17 protein-coding genes and 1 other RNA gene are annotated in these 18,476 nt (G+C 60.5%); 13 read left to right on the top strand and 5 right to left on the bottom strand.

Features of this window, described 5'->3' with window-relative positions; all coding sequences use genetic code 11:
• Positions 1-47 precede the first annotated feature (47 nt).
• Complete coding sequence (gene tkt / locus PH562_RS10595) at positions 48-2,030, bottom strand: transketolase (RefSeq protein ID WP_285172923.1); 1,983 nt, start codon at positions 2,028-2,030, stop codon at positions 48-50.
• A gap of 402 nt (positions 2,031-2,432) precedes the next feature.
• On the opposite strand from tkt, the gene PH562_RS10590 reads away from it, so the two are divergent.
• The 3 genes from PH562_RS10590 to ssrS all read left to right on the top strand — a co-directional run bounded on the left by PH562_RS10590 (position 2,433) and on the right by ssrS (position 3,357).
• Entirely contained in the window at positions 2,433-2,708 is a 276-nt protein-coding gene (locus tag PH562_RS10590; protein ID WP_015341018.1) for a DUF4164 domain-containing protein, read from the top strand.
• 47 nt (positions 2,709-2,755) lie between these two features.
• The gene (locus tag PH562_RS10585) at positions 2,756-3,133 is read left to right on the top strand and encodes a cell division protein ZapA (protein ID WP_285172922.1); all 378 of its coding nucleotides are present in this window, start codon (positions 2,756-2,758) and stop codon (positions 3,131-3,133) included.
• 65 nt (positions 3,134-3,198) lie between these two features.
• A non-coding RNA gene (gene ssrS, locus PH562_RS10580) (6S RNA) lies at positions 3,199-3,357 on the top strand.
• Positions 3,358-3,429: 72 nt separating this feature from the next.
• On the opposite strand, the gene PH562_RS10575 is transcribed toward ssrS, so the two are convergent.
• On the bottom strand, positions 3,430-5,229 hold the full coding sequence (locus PH562_RS10575; RefSeq protein ID WP_285172921.1) for a chloride channel protein: 1,800 nt from the start codon (positions 5,227-5,229) through the stop codon (positions 3,430-3,432).
• 329 nt (positions 5,230-5,558) lie between these two features.
• Here PH562_RS10575 and PH562_RS10570 point away from each other — a divergent pair, with 329 nt between their 5' ends.
• Positions 5,559-5,996 (top strand): MarR family winged helix-turn-helix transcriptional regulator, encoded by a 438-nt coding sequence (locus tag PH562_RS10570; RefSeq protein WP_113230702.1) that lies wholly within the window; start codon positions 5,559-5,561, stop codon positions 5,994-5,996.
• 42 nt (positions 5,997-6,038) lie between these two features.
• Here the strand turns inward: PH562_RS10570 and PH562_RS10565 are convergent, their stop codons facing one another.
• Positions 6,039-6,749 carry an SDR family oxidoreductase gene (locus tag PH562_RS10565; RefSeq protein ID WP_285172920.1) on the bottom strand — a complete coding sequence of 237 codons (711 nt, stop codon included), beginning with the start codon at positions 6,747-6,749 and terminating at the stop codon, positions 6,039-6,041.
• 43 nt (positions 6,750-6,792) lie between these two features.
• A complete protein-coding gene (locus tag PH562_RS10560; RefSeq protein ID WP_285172919.1) occupies positions 6,793-7,611 on the bottom strand; it encodes an SDR family NAD(P)-dependent oxidoreductase in 819 nt (272 codons plus the stop codon).
• Between the two features lie 102 nt (positions 7,612-7,713).
• Between PH562_RS10560 and PH562_RS10555 the strand changes: the two genes are divergently transcribed.
• Positions 7,714-8,577 carry a helix-turn-helix transcriptional regulator gene (locus tag PH562_RS10555; protein ID WP_285172918.1) on the top strand — a complete coding sequence of 288 codons (864 nt, stop codon included), beginning with the start codon at positions 7,714-7,716 and terminating at the stop codon, positions 8,575-8,577.
• A gap of 32 nt (positions 8,578-8,609) precedes the next feature.
• On the opposite strand, the gene PH562_RS10550 is transcribed toward PH562_RS10555, so the two are convergent.
• Entirely contained in the window at positions 8,610-8,933 is a 324-nt protein-coding gene (locus PH562_RS10550) for an ArsR/SmtB family transcription factor (protein ID WP_285172917.1), read from the bottom strand.
• Between the two features lie 73 nt (positions 8,934-9,006).
• On the opposite strand from PH562_RS10550, the gene PH562_RS10545 reads away from it, so the two are divergent.
• From PH562_RS10545 to PH562_RS10510, 8 genes are all read left to right on the top strand, one after another.
• Complete coding sequence (locus tag PH562_RS10545) at positions 9,007-9,489, top strand: SRPBCC domain-containing protein (protein WP_285172916.1); 483 nt, start codon at positions 9,007-9,009, stop codon at positions 9,487-9,489.
• Positions 9,490-9,962: 473 nt separating this feature from the next.
• Entirely contained in the window at positions 9,963-12,572 is a 2,610-nt protein-coding gene (gene mprF / locus PH562_RS10540; protein ID WP_285172915.1) for a bifunctional lysylphosphatidylglycerol flippase/synthetase MprF, read from the top strand.
• Positions 12,569-13,966, top strand: a complete 1,398-nt coding sequence (locus PH562_RS10535; RefSeq protein ID WP_113231680.1) for a virulence factor — start codon at positions 12,569-12,571, stop codon at positions 13,964-13,966. The genes mprF and PH562_RS10535 overlap by 4 nt, the downstream gene beginning before the upstream one ends.
• 199 nt (positions 13,967-14,165) lie before the next feature.
• Positions 14,166-14,840 carry an HAD family hydrolase gene (locus PH562_RS10530; protein ID WP_285172914.1) on the top strand — a complete coding sequence of 225 codons (675 nt, stop codon included), beginning with the start codon at positions 14,166-14,168 and terminating at the stop codon, positions 14,838-14,840.
• A gap of 105 nt (positions 14,841-14,945) precedes the next feature.
• On the top strand, positions 14,946-15,533 hold the full coding sequence (locus tag PH562_RS10525; RefSeq protein ID WP_113231681.1) for a 5-formyltetrahydrofolate cyclo-ligase: 588 nt from the start codon (positions 14,946-14,948) through the stop codon (positions 15,531-15,533).
• A 3-nt stretch (positions 15,534-15,536) separates the two neighbouring features.
• Positions 15,537-16,361: a TIGR00282 family metallophosphoesterase gene (locus tag PH562_RS10520; protein WP_285172913.1), complete on the top strand. Its 825-nt coding sequence runs from the start codon at positions 15,537-15,539 to the stop codon at positions 16,359-16,361.
• Positions 16,362-16,702: 341 nt separating this feature from the next.
• Positions 16,703-17,545 (top strand): MBL fold metallo-hydrolase, encoded by an 843-nt coding sequence (locus tag PH562_RS10515; protein ID WP_285172912.1) that lies wholly within the window; start codon positions 16,703-16,705, stop codon positions 17,543-17,545.
• 134 nt (positions 17,546-17,679) lie between these two features.
• A complete protein-coding gene (locus tag PH562_RS10510) occupies positions 17,680-18,426 on the top strand; it encodes a YebC/PmpR family DNA-binding transcriptional regulator (RefSeq protein WP_285172911.1) in 747 nt (248 codons plus the stop codon).
• The last annotated feature ends 50 nt before the right edge of the window (positions 18,427-18,476 follow it).

Here is an 18,476-nt window from a genome sequence, read left to right as displayed (position 1 = left end):
CATTCAGGGTGTTTATCTATGGGATTTGAGAGCGCTTGTCAGCGCCCTCAGGAAAGCTTTGCCTCAGCAGCGGCAACAACGGCTTCGGTGGTGATGCCGAAATGCTTGTAGACGTCCTTGTACGGAGCCGAAGCGCCGAAGCTCTTCATGCCGATAAAGGCGCCTTCCGGTCCGATGAAGGCATCCCAGCCTTCGCGAACGCCAGCTTCGACGGCAACCTTGACCGGCGAGTTACCGATGACTTCCTTGCGGTAGGCGTCCGGCTGCTCGAAGAAGAGTTCGGTGCAGGGAACCGAAACGACCCGCGTGGAGACGCCCTTGCCTTCGAGAACGGTGCGGGCGGCGACGGCGAGTTCGACTTCGGAGCCTGAAGCGAAGATCGTCACCTTGGCATCGGCATTGCCGGCCAGCGTGTAGGCGCCGAGTTCGCAGAGATTCTTCTCGCTGTACTCGGTACGAGCGGCCAGCAGGTTCTGACGGGTCAGGGCGAGACCGGACGGACGGTTGGTCGTCTTGATGGCGATCTGCCAGCATTCCGCCGTTTCTGTTGCATCCGCCGGGCGGAAGAGCTGGAAGTTCGGGATGGCGCGCAGGCTTGCGACCTGCTCGACCGGCTGGTGGGTCGGGCCGTCTTCGCCGACGCCGATGGAATCATGCGTCAGGACATGGATGGCGCGGATGCCCATCAGGGCAGCGAGGCGCAGCGGCGGACGGCAATAATCCGAGAAGATCAGGAAGCCGCCACTATAGGGAATGAGACCGCCGTGGAGCGCGATGCCGTTCATCGCGGCAGCCATGCCGTGTTCGCGGATACCCCAGTGCATGTAACGGCCGGAGAAATCAGTCGGGGTGATCGACTTCATCTGGCTGGTCTTGGTGTTGTTCGACGGCGTCAGGTCGGCCGAGCCGCCGAGCGTCTCCGGAATGAAGCCGTTGATGACTTCGAGCGCATCTTCCGATGCCTTGCGGGTCGCGACCGTCGGCTTGGTTTCCGCGAGCTTCTTCTTGTAGTCGCTGATGGCGGCGTCGAATCCGGCCGGCAGCTTGTGATCGAAGCGGCGGGTGAACTCGGCCTTCTTGGCCGGGTCGGCGGCAGCAAGGCGGCCTTCCCAGGCCTCGCGAGTGCCGACGGAGCGCTCGCCGGCAGCGCGCCATTCACCGAGGACGTCGTTCGGGATGACGAAGGGCTCGTAGGGCCAGTTGAGCGCGACGCGGGTCGCGGCAATTTCCTCGGCGCCGAGCGGCGAGCCATGGACCTTGTGCGTACCCTGCTTGTTCGGAGCGCCGAAGCCGATGATCGTCTTGCAGGCGATCAACGTCGGGCGGTCGGACTTGTGTGCGGCTTCGATGGCCGCAGCGATGGCGGCCTGGTCGTGACCGTCGATTTCGATCGTGTTCCAGTGAACGGCCTTGAAGCGCATGATCTGGTCGGTCGAATCCGACAATGAGACCGCGCCGTCGATGGTGATGGAGTTGTTGTCCCAGAACAGGATCAGCTTGTTGAGCTTGAGGTGGCCGGCCAGCGCGATCGCTTCATGGCTGATGCCTTCCATCAGGCAGCCGTCGCCGCACATGGCGTAGGTGTAGTGATCCTGAAGTTCCGAGCCGAATTCCTCGCGCAGTTTGCGTTCGGCGATCGCCATGCCGACGGCATTGGCAATGCCCTGGCCGAGCGGGCCGGTGGTGGTTTCGATGCCGGTGGCGTGACCGTATTCCGGATGGCCGGCGGTCTTGGAGCCGAGCTGGCGGAAGCGTGTGAGCTCTTCGACCGTCATGTCGGGATAGCCGGTCAGATAGAGGACCGAATAAAGCAGCATCGAGCCGTGGCCAGCCGACAGGACGAAGCGGTCGCGGTCCGGCCAAAGCGGGTTCTTCGGATCGAAGCGCAGATATTTGCTAAAGAGAACGGTGGCGACATCAGCCATCCCCATCGGCAAACCGGGGTGACCGGAATTGGCCTTCTCGACAGCATCCATGGCAAGGAAACGGATCGCATTCGCCATCCGGTCGTGTTGTTCGCGAGAGTTCATGGGTTTTTCCGCAGTGTTCCGGGTTCGGGGGATGGCCACACGCTTGGGGAGGAGGGTCATCGGTTGAAAGGCGGGTGAAGGGGAGACGCTCTTCCGAACGCCATTTTCAACGTCGCCTCAGGCGGTCGAGACATAGCAGTTAGGGCGAGCAAGTCAATAAATCGAGGACCCAATACAAGCCTCTCGGGGCAATTTTTTGACATTTGCCCGTTCACTTTTACAAAAGACGACAATCATGCGACAAGGCCTGTGCAGGCGGCAAAGGCGGCATTCATCCACAGAATAGGGGGGCTGCCACATGACAGCCTTTATTGACGTGCTGTTGCCGAGTTGAATATTGTTGCGAAATCAGACAAGTGGCCGGATGTTTTGATTCGGGCCTTGCGCGGAGATGCGAAGGGTATGACACCTTCAGGCAAAACGGTGGACGCGGCGCTCGCCCAATTGCGCCAGGCGCTTTCGACTTTGGAGAGCGCGGTTGACGGACGGTTCGAGCGGGAACGGGCGCAGAGCGATATAGAAGGCGAGGTCCGCAGGGTTCACGCCGATCGGTCCCGCCTTGCTCAGGAATTGGACCAGGCCGAGTTCCGTGCGAACCGGCTGGAAGAGGTCAATCGCGAAGTGTCGCGCCGGCTCGTCACGGCGATGGAAACCATAAGAGCCGTGCTGGACCGCTGATCCCTCGGGAGGCAGCCGTCGCAGCGCGGCAATGATCGGAAAGTCGAATGGCACAAGTAACGGTAACGATCGACGGCAAAGCCTACCGGATGGCCTGTGAAGAAGGCCAGGAAGGCCATCTGACGGATCTTGCCAATCGCTTCGACCGTTATGTCATGCATTTGAAGAGCCAGTTCGGTGAGATCGGCGATCTCCGGGTGACCGTCATGGCCGGCATCATGATCATGGACGAGGTGAGCGAATTGACCCGGCGCGTGTCTTCGCTGGAAACGGAGCTGGAAGCCCTGACCAGCACCCGCGATACGACCGTGGCAGCCAATGCGCGGGCCGAGGAGACGCTGGCAAGCGTCATCGATGAGGTGACGACGCGCATTCACGGCATCACCGAGAAGCTTTTAGAGCGGCCGGGCGTCGAGCAGGCTTGAGTTATTTCTGGGGCTGCCCATCGGTGCCCTCTGGTAGAAAGCTTCAAAGCTCTTTATATAGTTCAGGCGGTCTGCGCTTCCCGACAGGAACCACAATCCCTGGGGCCATACTCGATCCAAAGGGAGCTGTCCCTGACCAGGCCCGTGGGCCTGGACACACGGTGCCCACCTACGTTTGTAGGCACCCAGGATCGTAAACATCCATCGGTCGTCGTGGATCGCTCTTAAATTTTCCGGCAGATGGCCAAGGAAGGCGCCGCGCAGTTCTTTTGCCGCGCTGACGCCACTCCTCCCCCTTAGCCTTTGGATCGCAGGTAAGCGCCGCGTTCCAGCTCCGCGCGATTGGTCGCGGTGCGCAGCCGCAGCAGATCCTTACGGGCGATGAGGCCCACGAGGCGGCCGGTCTGCGGTTCGACGACGGGAACACGTCCCGTATCGGCATGGATCATGATATCGGCAACGCGTCCCACGGTATCTTCGGCATAGGCAACGGGAAGAGACGTATCCGAGATCACGTCATAGAGCGACTGATCCAAGAGCTCCGGTTCGCCCTGCCAGCGCAAAGCATCGGCGCGCGAGATCATGCCGACGAGGCGGTCATTCTCTCCGACGACTGGATAGAAGCGATGCGCATCCGGCTGCTCCGTCATCTGCGCTAGCGCTTCCGACAGGCGCATGGAGGCTGGCAAGGTGTCCACCTTGGCGATCATGATGTCGCGAGCACGGGTCAGCTCAAACGGATCGATGCCGTATTCGCGGGTAATGTGCTGGCCACGCCTGGCGATCTTTTCCGTCAGAATCGATCGTTTCAGCAGAAGGACAGTGACGGCATAGGCCGCGACTGTTGCCGCAAGCAGGGGCACCAGCGCACTCGTATCACCGGTCAGCTCGACGGCGAAGAATGTGCCCGTCAGCGGAGCGCGCATCGTGCCTCCCATCATCGCCGCCATGCCGAGCATCGCCCAGAAACCGGGATCGCCGGGCAGGGCGAGGCCGACCAGCCAGCCGAGGGCTCCGCCGAGGATGAGCAGCGGCGCCAGGACGCCGCCCGATGTGCCAGAGGACAGTGCCACCAGCCAGATGCCCGCCTTGACCAACAGGATTGCCAGAACGGCCCCGACGGCGATGCGGCTATGCAGGAGATCGGCGATGATGTCGTAGCCGACGCCCAGCGCGCGTGGCTCGATCAGCCCACCGAGCCCGACGACGAGGCCGCCGAGTGCGGGCCACCACATCCAGTGGATCGGCAGCTTCTCGAAGGCATCCTCGATCTTATAGAGCAAAGTCGTCAGCAGGCCGGATTGCAGGCCGGAGACGATGCCGAGGCCAGCGGCGAGCACGATGCCCCACCAGGAGAGCGACATGTCGAAATGCACGGGGAAGAGCGCGCCGCTGCCGATCAGGAGCGGCCGCCAGACGACCGAGACGCAGGCTGCGACCGCGACCGGGATGAAGCTGCGCGGCTTCCATTCGAAGAGCAGCAGTTCGACGGCAAGCATGACGGCCGCGATCGGCGTGCCGAACACCGCCGTCATGCCGGCCGCAGCGCCGGCAACAAGCAGGGTCTTTCTCTCGGCGGCACTCATATGAAAGAACTGCGCAAAGAGCGAACCGATGGCGCCGCCCGTCATGATGATCGGACCTTCCGCGCCGAATGGACCGCCGGAACCGATCGAGATCGCCGATGAAAGCGGCTTCAGCACCGCCACCTTCGGCGACATGCGGCTGCCGCCGATCAGGATCGCCTCGATGGCTTCGGGAATGCCGTGGCCGCGAATTTTCTCAGAGCCGTAACGTGCCATCAGGCCGATGACGAGGCCGCCCAGGATGGGAGCGGCGACCATCCAAGGCGAGCGTGCCACCGTGGCAAAGGAGAGCGGCTCGGTGCTGATCCTGAACAGCCAGACCGCATTGCTGACGAGCGCGATGAGGTTGATGAGTACCCAGGCAGCGAAGGCGCCGCCGGTGCCGACGACGAGCGCCATGGCAATCAGCATCAGGACGCGCTTGTCCGTGGTGAAATCGCCATTGTCCTTGCGGGAGGCCCCGCCGGAGAAATCGTGGCTGTGACTTTGTGAGGTGGGTATGTCCTGCATGGGAGGCCTTCTGTGCCAGAGCATTTCCGCTTTTCTTCGAATAGCGAAAGCGCTCTATTTTCGTATTCTTACGCATTCCGGACGGAAAACCGCTGCGCACTTTTCCTGGAATGCTCCAAGCGCGCGGGACCGCCTTTCAGCCGTTCCCCGCTTGGAGACGGCAAATATATCGTAATGCGATATAAATCAACCGATGTGCATTGCGATCTGCAAGATTCGGTTTCGGCACTTTTGGTTCTTGATCCAGAGCATAGGGTTGCCGCAAAACCGCTGAAGATTTTGCGCGATATGCTTGAGGACCGCGAATAGCGGCAATGAGGACGATTTTGATGGTGCGACGTTTGGATGAAGCTCTTTCGCAGGCTGACTATGAGGCGCTGGCGACGCTGCGCTATACCCTGCGCAAGTTCATGGATTTCAGCACGTCCGCGGCGCAGGAGGCGGGCCTGCCTCCACAGCAGCATCAGGCGTTGCTGGCGATCAAAGGGAATGGCGCCGCCGAGGCGATGACGATCGGCATGCTCGCGGAAAAGCTGCTGATCGCACCGCATACCGCGACAGAACTTGTGGGGCGCCTGATCGACGGCGGCTATGTCACCCGTCATCCCGATCCAACGGACAAGCGCCGGCAGACGCTGCAATTGACGGAAAAGTCCGAAAAGGTTCTCCAAATGCTCAGTTCAATTCATCTGGTCGAAATCCGTGAGATGGCGCCGCGGCTGATCGAGATCCTGACCCAGCTTCAGGCCCGCGTTCGCAACGACTGAGGGCGCTATTGTCCGATGATGTCGGCAACGGCGCGGTGATTACTAGCCGAGGCGGATGCCGCCGTCGCAGATCAGCGTGTGGCCGCTAGTGAAGCCGTTGCCGATCAGGAAGGCGATGGCTTCGGCGATTTCCCGTGGGTTGCCGACGCGGCCAACCGGCGTGCGTGCCGCAAAGCCGGCAAAGGTTTGCTCCCTCTGCTCTGCGGTGAAATCCCACCAGGGAGTATCGACGACGCCGGGCGACACGCAATTTACCCGGACCGGCTTGAGTTCGACGGCGAGGATCGGCGCCAGGACGGCTATGGCGGCATTGATGGCTCCGAGCCCTGCGGTTCCGGGCATCGCCGCCTGTGCCGAGACGGCAGAGACGAAGGTGATGCTGCCTTGCTTCGAAAGATGCGGAAGGCAAGCCTGGGCGCAGGCGAAATGCGCCATCGTTTTCTGCTCGAAGCCTTTCCTGAGATCGGCGAGGTCGATCGTGGCGAAAGGGCCGGCGCCATTGCCGCCGCCCAATGCCAGGACGAGATGATCGACCGGTCCGAGTGCCTGGAAGGCCTCGGCAAGGCCGGCAAAGTCGGCAGCATCCATGGTCACGGCGGCAATATCGCCGTCGAGGCTCTGCTCAGCTGCCTGGAGCTTGGCGGCATCGCGACCCGTGATGGTAACGCGATAGCCTTTTTCGAGAAGATGGCCGGCGGTCGCAAGACCGATGCCGGAGGAGCCGCCGATAATGGCGACGTGTTGAGACGACATAGGTGTCTCCTTTCTGGGGTAGGGGAGTGTTGGGAGATGTGGTTCAGGCGAGGCCGGCAAGGCTCTGGCTGAGTGTCCGCAGGCGCTGTCGCGCCGTCGCGTCATAGGCTTGAGCAGAGGCGCGGGATGGGCGCAGTCCGTCGTAATAGAGGCCGGTGTGTCCTTCCAGAGCGGTGTCGGCGGCCAGATTGAGGATGGCATCGGCCCCTTGCTCGACAGAGCTTAGCGGTGCAACGCCTGCCTGACGCACCATGGTCGTATCCATATAGGTCGCCGGATGCAGGCAGTTGGCGGTGATGCCGGAGCCGGCAAGCTCCTCGGCGAGATCGAAGGTGAACATGATCTGCGCCAGCTTGCTCTGGCAGTAGGCGCGCACGCCGCTATAGCCGCGCGTCAGCATGACATCGGAGAAGTCGATGGCTTGCTGGCCGACGGAAGACACATTGACGATGCGGGCGGGAGTGCTTGCCTTCAACAGAGGCAGGAGCCGGCGCGTCAGCAGGAAGCCGGCGAGATAATTCACCGCAAAGCGCAGCTCGTATCCGTCTCGGCTTACCTGGCGCCCGGCGTCGCTGCCACTGGTGCCGATGCCGGCATTGTTGATCAGGACATCAAGGCGACCGTAGTCGCGCTCGATGGCGTCGGCCAGAGTGCGGACCTCTTCCAGCGAGGAAAGGTCGGCGAGATAATAGGCCGCTTTGCCGCCCGTATCCTGGATGCGGGAGATCAGTTCTTCCGCGCGGGTCTTGTCGCGACCATGAACGATCCCCGTCGCACCTGCTGCTGCCAGTCGTTCCGCAACTCGGCGCCCGACACCATCCGTCGAGCCTGTAATCAGGACCGTCTTGCCGCTCATATCCATAGCAACCGCCTTCTCGTTATCTGCATGATGGATATTTGGCAGCTTGTGAACGCGGCAAACAGTTCTGACTTTATCCTAGTATTGATCCTGCTATGATAAAGCATGACCATCAACCAGAGCCAGACCATTCTTGAAGCCAGGCGTCGCGAGTTCGGCGCCTTTCTGCGCTCCCGCCGGGAAAAACTGACGCCCGCAGGCGTCGGGCTTCCGGAAGGGTTTCGGCGGCGCACGCCGGGGCTCAGGCGCGAGGAAGTGGCGCTTCTCGCCGGTGTCGGCACCACTTGGTACACATGGCTGGAACAGGGCCGGGATGTCCGCCCCTCCACGGAGGTTCTGTCGGCGCTGGCCGACGCGCTACGCCTCGATCCGGCCGAGCGGCGGCATCTCTTTACGCTGAGTGATCGGCCGTCTGCGGAAGCTCCTTCGCGCGGTCCTGAGGATGTACCAGACGCTCTGCGGCGCATGCTTGCGAGCCTTAGGGGCCAACCGGCCTATGTTCTCGGCCGGCGTTGGGATGTGCTGGCCTGGAATGCCGCCGCAGTCGCACTTTTCGGCGATTACGCCCTGCTGCAGGGGGACGCGCGCAACAGCGTCCATCGGGTGTTTACCGATCCTGCGCATCGGCAGCTTCTTGTCGATTGGGAGATCGTGGCCGCGAATTCGTTGGCGATGTTCCGTGCCGATAGTGCCCGTTATGCCGGCGATCCCGACTTCGAGCGGCTGATCGCCACGTTGACGCAGGCGAGCCCCGAATTTCGCGCCTGGTGGCCGAGACAGGATGTGCTGCGACCGCTGACAGGTCACAAGCGTCTGCGCCATCCGGAGGGCGGCTTGATGACATTCGAATATACCGCGCTTGCCGTCATGGACCGTGCCGACATGAAGCTGGTCGTCTATACGCCGCTCGAAGAGGACGGGACGAGCGACAGGCTGAAACGGTTGTTGGGCCGCGCCGGCGCAGCCTAAATCCGGCTTTCTCCGAACCCCAACCATCTTTTTTAGCCCTCCAGATCGTTCTTCAGCTGATCGAGGATGGAGAGGGCATGGCCGGCATAGGCGCTGATCCAGCGATCATGGATTTGCTTGATCGGCAAGCTGTTCAGGTGGTTCCAGCGCTCGCGTCCTTCTTTCCTGGCGATCACTAGGTCTGCATCTTCAAGCACTTTCAGGTGCTGCATCACGGTGCAGCGGTCCATATCCGTGAAAGCCTCGCAGAGCGAGCCCGTCGTGCGCGGTGCATCCTTGAGCATGTCCAGGATTTCGCGCCGCCGACGATGCGCAAGGGCCTTGAAAATGAGATCGCTATCCGATTCGTTTGACATGTTATGTTTTTATAACATAATGAGGTCATTCGCAATGGAGCGATAACGACAAACAAATGATGGAGGAGATGCCATGACATTGAATGTTCGGATTTCAGGACGGATCGGCCGCAAGGTGGATGAAGTCTTCGATGCTGTCGTCAACCCGAAGAAGCTTTCGAGCTACTTCACCACTGTCGGCGGGGCGAGCGCGCCCCTAGTGGCGGGAACGACCGTCATCTGGTGGAAGAACGCCCCCGTCGAGGTCGATGAAGTGGAGACCAACAAGCGCATCGTCCTTCACTGGGAAGGCGGCACCGGCGAGGACGGCGTCCGTTACAGAACCAAAGTGGAGATGACTTTCGATGCGCTGGAGGATGGCGGCACGCTTGTCATCATCGAGGAATCGGGCTGGCGCGAGGACGAGGCCGGCCGCCGCAGCACCTATCTGAACTGCGAGGGCTGGACCCAGATGCTCTGCTGCATGAAAGCCTTCGTCGAATACGGTATCAATCTGCGTGAAGGGTTCTTCCTGAGTGAAATGCGCGGCGAACCGGCGGAAGCGCCGGATCGCTGAGTTCCGGCAAACCCGTATCGACGGTTGCTACCGCCCCGATCCCTTTCCTGGCTATCAGTCAGTGGCTCGGTGCCGATTGCGGCGCCGGGCCTATCTCTTTCCGGATTCAGCCACTCGGAAGTGCGGTTGATACCGTGCGATGGATATCCATCGCACGTTGTAGTAGGCTTCGGACAATCGGAAGAAGAGTAGCGTTGGTAGTGAGGGCGCTCAGGATGGGATGGGAAGATCACTTTTGTGTGTGGATAAGCTCAAAAGCCGGGTGAATGACAAAATCCTTTAAATAATAACAGATTCATTGCTGGCGGGACGGGGCCTGCGCCAAAATTGCCTAAATTTAGAATGATGGGAGCGCGCGTCACAACGGGCTTGTCGAAAGAAGTGTATACGGCAACTCGAGACGGGTCGTCGATATTACTGAATAAATACCCGAACAGTCGGAACCGGCGAAGATCACTATAAACAGGTAGAGCATGTCGAGCCCAATCGATCTGGAAAATGCCGATGAGGAATTGGAAGAACGTGGCGGTATCGTCGGTTTGTTGAACCGCTTCCGGGCGCTGATCGTCGCTTTCCTCACCGTCGCCGTCTTCTGCATCGCCGCCTATGCGATCTACGACCTGACGACCGAGGTGCGCTATGACGACGTCGTCCACGCCCTGACGACGACGAAGATCTCCTCGGTGCTGCTGGCGCTGTTGTTTACCGGCCTGAGCTTCGCCTCCCTGATCTTCTATGACCAGAATGCGCTCGAATATATCGGCAAGCGGTTGCCGTTTCCGCATGTGGCGCTGACCTCCTTCAGCGCCTATGCGGTCGGCAACACGGCGGGTTTCGGCGCGCTCAGCGCCGGCGCGATCCGCTATCGTGCTTATACCCGGCTCGGGCTGTCGCCCGACGACATCACCCGCGTCATCGCTTTCGTAACGCTCGCCTTCGGTCTCGGCCTGGCCGCCGTCGGTGCTATCGCGCTTCTGGTCATCGCCGATGAGATCGGCCCGCTGATCGGCGTCGATGGCTTGTGGCTGCGGCTGATCGCCATCGCCATTCTTGCGGCGCTTGCCTTCGTGGTCTATGCCGGCCGCAACGGCCGCGAGGTGCGCATCGGGCCGGTCGAGGTCCGGCTGCCGGATTCGCGCACATGGTCGCGGCAGTTCCTGGTCACCGCATTCGATATCGCAGCCTCGGCCACCGTGCTCTATGTGCTGCTGCCGGAAACCTCCATCGGTTGGCCGGGCTTCTTCGCCATCTACGCCATTGCTGTCGGTCTCGGCGTGCTCAGCCATGTTCCGGCCGGCTTCGGTGTTTTCGAGACGATTATTATCGCTTGGCTCGGCAGTTCCGTGAATGAAGACGCCGTTCTGAGCTCGCTGGTTCTTTATCGCGTCATCTACAACGTCATCCCGCTTGTCATCGCGATCGCCGCGATCTCGGTGGCGGAGCTGCGCCGTTTCGTCGATCATCCGGTGGCTTCCAGCATGCGCCGCATCGGCGCCCGCGTCATGCCGCAGCTCTTGTCTGCCTTTGCGCTATTGCTCGGCATGATGCTGGTCTTCTCGAGCGTCACGCCGACGCCGGATCAGAACCTGATCGTGCTGTCCGACTATCTGCCGCTATCGCTGGTCGAAAGTGCGCATTTTCTTTCGAGCCTTCTTGGGCTGGCAATCATCGTGGCTGCGCGCGGCCTCAGCCAGCGCCTGGACGGCGCCTGGTGGGTATCGAGCTTTTCGGCGCTGCTTGCCCTGTTCCTGTCGCTGCTGAAGGCCATCGCCATCGTCGAAGCCGGATTGCTGGCCTTCTTCGTCTTCAGCCTCGTCGTCAGCCGCCGCCTATTCAAGCGGCCGGCCTCGCTGCTCAACCAGACGCTGACGGCCGGATGGCTGACGGCCATTGCCGTCATCTGCATCGGCGCGATCGTGGTGCTGTTCTTCGTCTATCGCGATGTCGGGTACAGCAATCAGCTCTGGTGGCAATTCGAATTCGCCGACGAGGCGCCGCGCGGGCTTCGCGCGGCCCTCGGCATTTCCATCCTGTCCTCGGCGATCGCGATCTTCAGCCTTCTGCGCCCGGCGACGAAGCGCCTGGAGCCCGTGACCGACGATGCGGTGACGCGTGCCGTCGAAATCGTCCGCAAGCAAGGCGTGGCCGATGCCAATCTGGTGCGCATGGGCGACAAGAACATCATGTTCTCGGAAAAGGGCGATGCCTTCATCATGTACGGCAAGCAGGGCCGCTCGTGGATCGCGCTTTTCGATCCAGTCGGTCCGCGTCAGGCGCTGCCCGATCTGATCTGGCGTTTCGTCGAGACTGCGCGCGCGGCGGGTTGCCGCTCGGTGTTCTACCAGATCTCGCCCGCACTTCTGTCCTATTGCGCCGATGCGGGCCTGCGTGCCTATAAGCTCGGTGAATTGGCCGTGGTCAATCTTGCCAATTTCGAGCTCAAGGGTGGTAAATGGGCCAATCTCAGGCAGACGGCCAGCCGCGCGGTGCGCGATGGACTAGAATTTGCCGTTATCGAACCTCAAGATATACCTGAAGTCATGGATCAGCTTGCCCATGTGTCCGATACATGGCTGGCCGATCACAATGCCAAGGAAAAGAGCTTCTCGCTTGGCGCGTTCGATCCGGACTACGTGTGCTCGCAGCCGATCGGCGTGTTGAAAAAGGATGGTAATATCGTCGCTTTTGCGAATATCCTGATGACGGAGACCAAGGAGGAGGGGTCCGTCGACCTGATGCGTTTTTCGCCCGATGCCCCGAAGGGTTCGATGGATTTCCTGTTCGTGCAGATCCTCGAATACCTCAAAGGCCAGGGCTTTCAGCGTTTCAACCTCGGCATGGCACCGCTATCGGGCATGTCGAGACGGGAATCGGCGCCGGTTTGGGACAGGGTCGGTGGGACTGTCTTCGAGCATGGCGAGCGCTTCTATAACTTCAAAGGGCTTCGTGCCTTCAAATCCAAGTTCCATCCCGAATGGCAGCCACGCTACCTGGCTGTTTCGGGAGGTGTAAGTCCAATGATCGCGTTGATGGATGCCACATTCCTCATCGGGGGCGGACTTAAGGGGGTCGTGAGGAAATGATCTTGAAATACGCAATGTCATTGGCTTTCGCATGTATGGTGTCGATGGGCCTGCTGGTGTCGGGTCCGGCACGGGCGGAAGCCGACGATGCCAAATATGATCTGGGTATGATCCCGGCGCCGCACATCATGCGCCCACAGGGCAAGGTTTCGAACGAAGTCGTACTGATTTCCGATCTCGCCGGCTGGGGCGACAAGGAAAAGGCGGTTGCCGACAAGCTGGTCGCCAACGGTTCGCTCGTGATCGGTATCGATTATCCGTCCTTCCTGGCTTCGCTCAACAAATACGATGTCAGCCAGAATGATGGCTGCATCTACATCGTCTCGGATCTGGAGTCGCTCAGCCAGCAGGTGCAGCGTTCCTTTGCCGACAGCACCTATCAGCTGCCCATCATCGCCGGCGTCGGTGCCGGGGGCGCCATGGCGCTGACGATCGCCGCGCAGACCCCGGATGCGACGGTTGCCGGTACGCTGGCTGTCGATCCGACCGCGGGCATCGGCCTGAAGCAGGAGCTTTGCACGCCGGCCGAGAAGAAGACCGATGGCGACATGGTGTCCTTCGGCCTGCAGGAAGGTGCCTTGCCGAACCCGATCCTCGTGACGTTCACAGCCAATGCGCCGAAGGACGGGCGCGACCACGTCGAGGATATCCAGAAGGACCATCCCGAAGTCCAAACCACGGATTCGGACAATGCAGACACCTATGCGACGCTTGAGGCATCGCTCGCCGATCTGATGAAGACGATCGACAGCTCCAAGTCGCCTCTCGGCCTGCCCCTCGATGTCATGGAAACGACGCCGACCGAGGATACGCTCGCGATCGTCTATTCCGGCGACGGCGGCTGGCGCGACATCGACAAGGAAGTCGGCAGCTATCTGCAGGATCAGGGTATTCCGGTCGTGGGCGTCGATACCCTGCATTATTTCTGGACCGAGAAGGATCCGCAGCAGACTGCGAACGACCTCGGCCGGATCATCGACTTCTACACCAAGCGCTTCAAGGTCAAGCATGTGGTGCTGGTTGGCTATTCCTTCGGCGCCGACGTGCTGCCGGCGAGCTACAATCGCCTGCCTCAGGCCGAAAAGGACAAGATCGTCCAGATGTCGCTATTGTCCTTGTCGCAGAAGGTCGACTATGTGATTTCGGTCATGGGCTGGCTAGGCGCTTCGAGCGAGGGCAAGGGCGGCGATCCCGTCAACGATCTGAAGTCGATCAATCCGAAGATGGTGCAATGCGTCTACGGCAAGGACGATGACGAGGATGTCGCATGCCCGTTGCTGAAGAGCACTGGCGCCGAAGTGATCGCCATGGATGGCGGTCACCATTTCGATGACGACTATGAGGCACTGGCGAACTACATCATCAAGGGTCTGAAGAGCCGCCTCGGCGAATAATGCTCATGGCGCGCGGCATCTCTTGCTGCCGCGCGCCCTCTCCGTCTTTCTCTACTCATTGTCTCCAGCTGATTTTTCCCGAGCGTCCTGCCCAGCATTTATTTGCTTCTTTCGACGGCTGCCGTTAGTCGGGAAGGGCATATCATGAGCGCCGCGTTTGCGCGCAGGCGCTCAACGTCTTATCCAGAAAGGTCCGCTCTTGTCCGCTGCAACGAATTCCGCCTTCTCCAAGACCTATTCCGGCTTCCTGTTCGACATGGACGGCACGATCATCAATTCGATCGCCACTGCCGAACGTGTCTGGGGCAACTGGGCGCGCGCCCAGGGTCTTGATGTCGAGAAGTTCATGCCGACCATGCACGGCAAGCGCGGCGTCGATACGATCGGCCAGTTGAATCTGCCGGGCGTCGATCCGATTGCAGAGGCGCTGAAGATCACCGAAGCCGAGATTGCGGATGTCGAGGGTGTGATTGCGCTGCCGGGCGCCGTCGATTTCCTTGCATCGTTGCCGCCGGAGCGCTGGGCGATCGTCACCTCGTCGCCCTATCGGCTGGCGCTGGCGCGGCTGGATGCTGCCGGCATCCCGGTTCCGCGCTTTATGGTCACCGCCGAAGACGTGAAAGTGGGCAAGCCTGATCCGCAGGGCTATATCCTCGGCGCGCAGCGCCTCGGCCTCAGCCCATCGGAATGCCTGGTGTTTGAAGACGTCTTGGCCGGCGTCAAGGCGGGTGAGGCGGCCGGTGCGGATGTGGTGGTTATCACCGCGACGCATTCGCATCCGATCGAAACCGATCACACGATGCTGCGAAATTACGAAAATGTTCGTGCGCATGTGGATGGCGACGGAAAATTGTCGATCATCCGCAAGGACTGAAAGAGCGGACCTCTTTCTGCTAGGGCTGGATGTCGTTTTCGCGCTTTGCAACGGGCGGCCGGCTCATTATGTTTTCGTGATATCATAGATATTTGCGAAGATCCGATGAGCCTCAAAGAACTGAAAGCCCGATATCGCAGCGAGCGTCTCGCGGCGCGCGACGCTATTCCAACGGAAGATCGTATCGAAAAAGCCCTCGCCATGGCGGTGCATGGCGGACAGGCAATCGATGTCGGGCCAGGGGAGATCATCTCCGGTTTCCTGCCGATCCGCTCCGAAGTGGATATAAGGCCGTTGATGGCGCGGTTGCGGGAGCGCGGCGCGCGGCTTTGCGTGCCTGTCATTCTTGATCGCAACACCATCGTCTTTCGCGAGCTTGTCGCAGGCGCGCCCTTGGTTCCGGTCGGATTCGGAACCTTCGGACCGGGACCTGATGCGGCGGTGCTGGACCCGGACGTCATGCTCGTACCGCTTTCGGCCTTCGACAGAAGCGGCCATCGCATAGGCTACGGAGCGGGCCACTACGACCGCGCTATCGAGCGTTTGCATCAAAAAGGCTTGAATCCGCGGCTGATCGGCATTGCATTCGATTGCCAAGAAGTGCCATCAGTACCGGCTGAGCCGCATGATGTCCGTCTTGACGCGATTTTGACCGAGAGCGGACTCAATTTCGTTTCGGAAGTGATTGGATAGTGAATGCGGCTGCTTTTTCTGGGTGACATGGTTGGCAAGACGGGACGGACTGCGGTGTGGGACCGCCTGCCGGGCCTCGTATCCGACCTGAAGCTCGATTTCGTCATCGTCAACGGCGAGAATGCCGCCGGCGGCTTCGGCATTACCGAGGACATCTTCCTCGAGACGATCAACGCCGGCGCTGATGTCGTGACGACGGGCAACCATGTCTGGGACCAGAAGGAAGCCGTTATTTTCTGCGAGCGCCACGACCAGTTCCTGCGCCCCGCCAACTATCCGGTCGGCACGCCCGGCCGCGGCTCCGGCCTCTATTACGCCCGCAACGGCGCCCGCGTCCTCGTCGCCAACATCATGGGCCGCGTTTTCATGCATCCGGAGCTGGATGATCCCTTCAAGTCGGCAGAAGCCATTCTCGATGCCTGCCCGCTGAAAGAGCAGGCGGATGCCATCGTCTTCGATTTCCATGCGGAGGCGACGAGCGAAAAGCAGTGTTTCGGTCACTTCGTCGACGGCCGCGCGAGCTTCGTCGTCGGCACGCACACACATGTGCCGACCGCGGACGCGCAGATCCTGAATGGCGGCACGGCCTATATGTCGGATGCCGGCATGTGCGGCGATTATGATTCCTCGCTCGGCATGGAAAAGGAAGAGCCGCTCAACCGCTTCATCTCGAAGATGCCGAAGGGACGTTTCGAGGCGGCTTCGGGGCCAGCTACCATCTGCGGCGTCGGCGTCGAGATTTCCGATGCCACGGGCCTGGCCGAAAAGATCGCACCGCTGCGGCTTGGACCGCGCCTCGCGGAGACCATTCCTGACTTCTGGCGCTGATCGCTGCACTAAAGCGCGTCGCGATCTTTCAGATTCGCTTCTCACGCTTTAGGTCTTTGATTTTGTGCATGTCGTCGTCGCAAAACCGCTGCACACTTTTCCGCGACATGCTCTAGAGTCGGACGATTTTAGGTCGAATCGACCTAAAATCTGAATCCGTTCTAGACTCAAAGAAGCAGAGCGTGATGTCGTCCGAATCCGCCTACACTTTTCCGCATCACGCTCTATAATTCAGCATCACCATATGATGACGCGATTGTGAGCAATCGTGCCTGAATGTTGCTGGACCTGTTTCGGGTCGTGCTGCATCCTTCGGCCACTATCTGGCTTGGGGGGATGGCATGTTACAGCGATTTCCTGTCTTTGCCGTGTTTTTCCTGGTGATCGTCCTTAGCTGGAGTGTGGCCGACGCCCAGCAGAGTCCGGTTCGTCCGCAGCCCAGCCAGTGCCAGGCGATTGCGCAATCCCTGCCCAAGGCAACATTCGCCAGCTTTTCTTCTCGCGGCCCGACGCTTGCCAATGACCTGGTTAATGGCGACGTGAAGATCACCTTCCTCGGCCATGCCACGCTTTTCATCGAAACGCCGGGTGGCGTTTCCATCGCCACGGATTATAGCGGCGCTTATCCGCCACCTTACACGCCTGAGGTCGTGACGATGAACAAGGCGCATCCGAGCCACTACACGCTGACGCCGGACCCGGCGATCAAATATGTGCTGCATGGATGGAGCGACGTGCCCGGAGAGCCGGCAAAGATCCGCATGACCGTCGGTGACACGTTGATCCGCAATGTCGTCACCGATATTCGCTCCTGGGGCGGTGGCATCGAGGCCAACGGCAATTCGATCTTCATCTTCGAGGTGGCGGGCCTCTGCATCGGCCATCTGGGGCATCTGCATTTCGAGCTTACCGACCAGCAATATGCCGAAATCGGTCGGCTCGATGTGGTGATGGTGCCGGTCGACGGTGGCCTGACCATGGGCGCCGACAGCATGAGCCGCGTGGTCAAAAGGCTGCGCTCGTCGCTCATCCTGCCCATGCACCGTTGGGGTCCGCCGGTCGATCAGTTCCTGGCCCTGTTCGGTCCCGACTTCGACGTCGCCTATGCGCCGACACCGAGTGTCACGGTGTCGGTGAAGACCTTGCCGCGCAAGCCGCTGATCTATGTGCTCAAGGGGCTGTGACCATCGCGATCACCTTTGAGACCTTCTCGATCGCGACCGCTCTCCATCCCCATTATCCGGCTTTTTACTTGAATGAAGGCCGCTTCGCTCTTATAAGGCGGCCATTCCCAACAAAAGACGTGAACAGGGGTGCCATGGCTGGCCATTCACAGTTTAAAAACATCATGCACCGCAAGGGTCGTCAGGACTCGGTGCGTTCGAAAATGTTCTCGAAGCTGGCGCGCGAAATCACCGTCGCTGCCAAATCGGGCCTGCCCGACCCGACGATGAACGCGAGCCTGCGTCTGGCGATCCAGAATGCCAAGGCGCAGTCGATGCCGAAGGACAATATCGACCGTGCCATCAAGAAGGCTTCTGGTGCCGACACTGAGAACTACGACGCGATCCGCTACGAGGGCTACGGTCCGGGCGGCACGGCGATCATCGTCGAAGCGCTGACCGACAACCGCAACCGCACGGCGTCCAACGTTCGCTCGATCTTCACGAAGGCCGGCGGTGCGCTCGGCGAAACCGGTTCGGTGTCCTTCTCCTTCGATCACGTCGGTGAAATCACCTACAAGCCTTCCGCCGGCGATGCCGACAAGGTCATGGAAGCGGCGATCGAAGCCGGTGCCGATGACGTCGAAAGCGATGAAGAGGGCCATGTGATCATCTGTGCCTTCGAATCCCTCGGCGAAGTCGCCAAGGCGCTCGAAGCGACGCTCGGCGAAGCCGAAACCGTCAAGGCGATCTGGCGCGCGCAGAACAACGTGCCCGTCGACGAAGAAAAGGCCCAGTCGCTGATGAAGCTCATCGAAAACCTTGAAGACGATGACGACGTCCAGAACGTCTATTCGAATTTCGAAGTTTCGGAAGAAGTTCTGGCCAAGCTCTCGGCTTGACCCCGTTCGATCATTCAGAAAAGCCGGCTGCAGCAATGCGGGCGGCTTTT

Origin of the sequence: Rhizobium centroccidentale (assembly GCF_030182565.1) — a bacterium.
Classification (GTDB): Bacteria; Pseudomonadota; Alphaproteobacteria; order Rhizobiales; family Rhizobiaceae; genus Rhizobium.
Note: the sequence above shows the minus strand (reverse complement) of the source record. Positions and strands in the feature narration are given on the sequence as shown.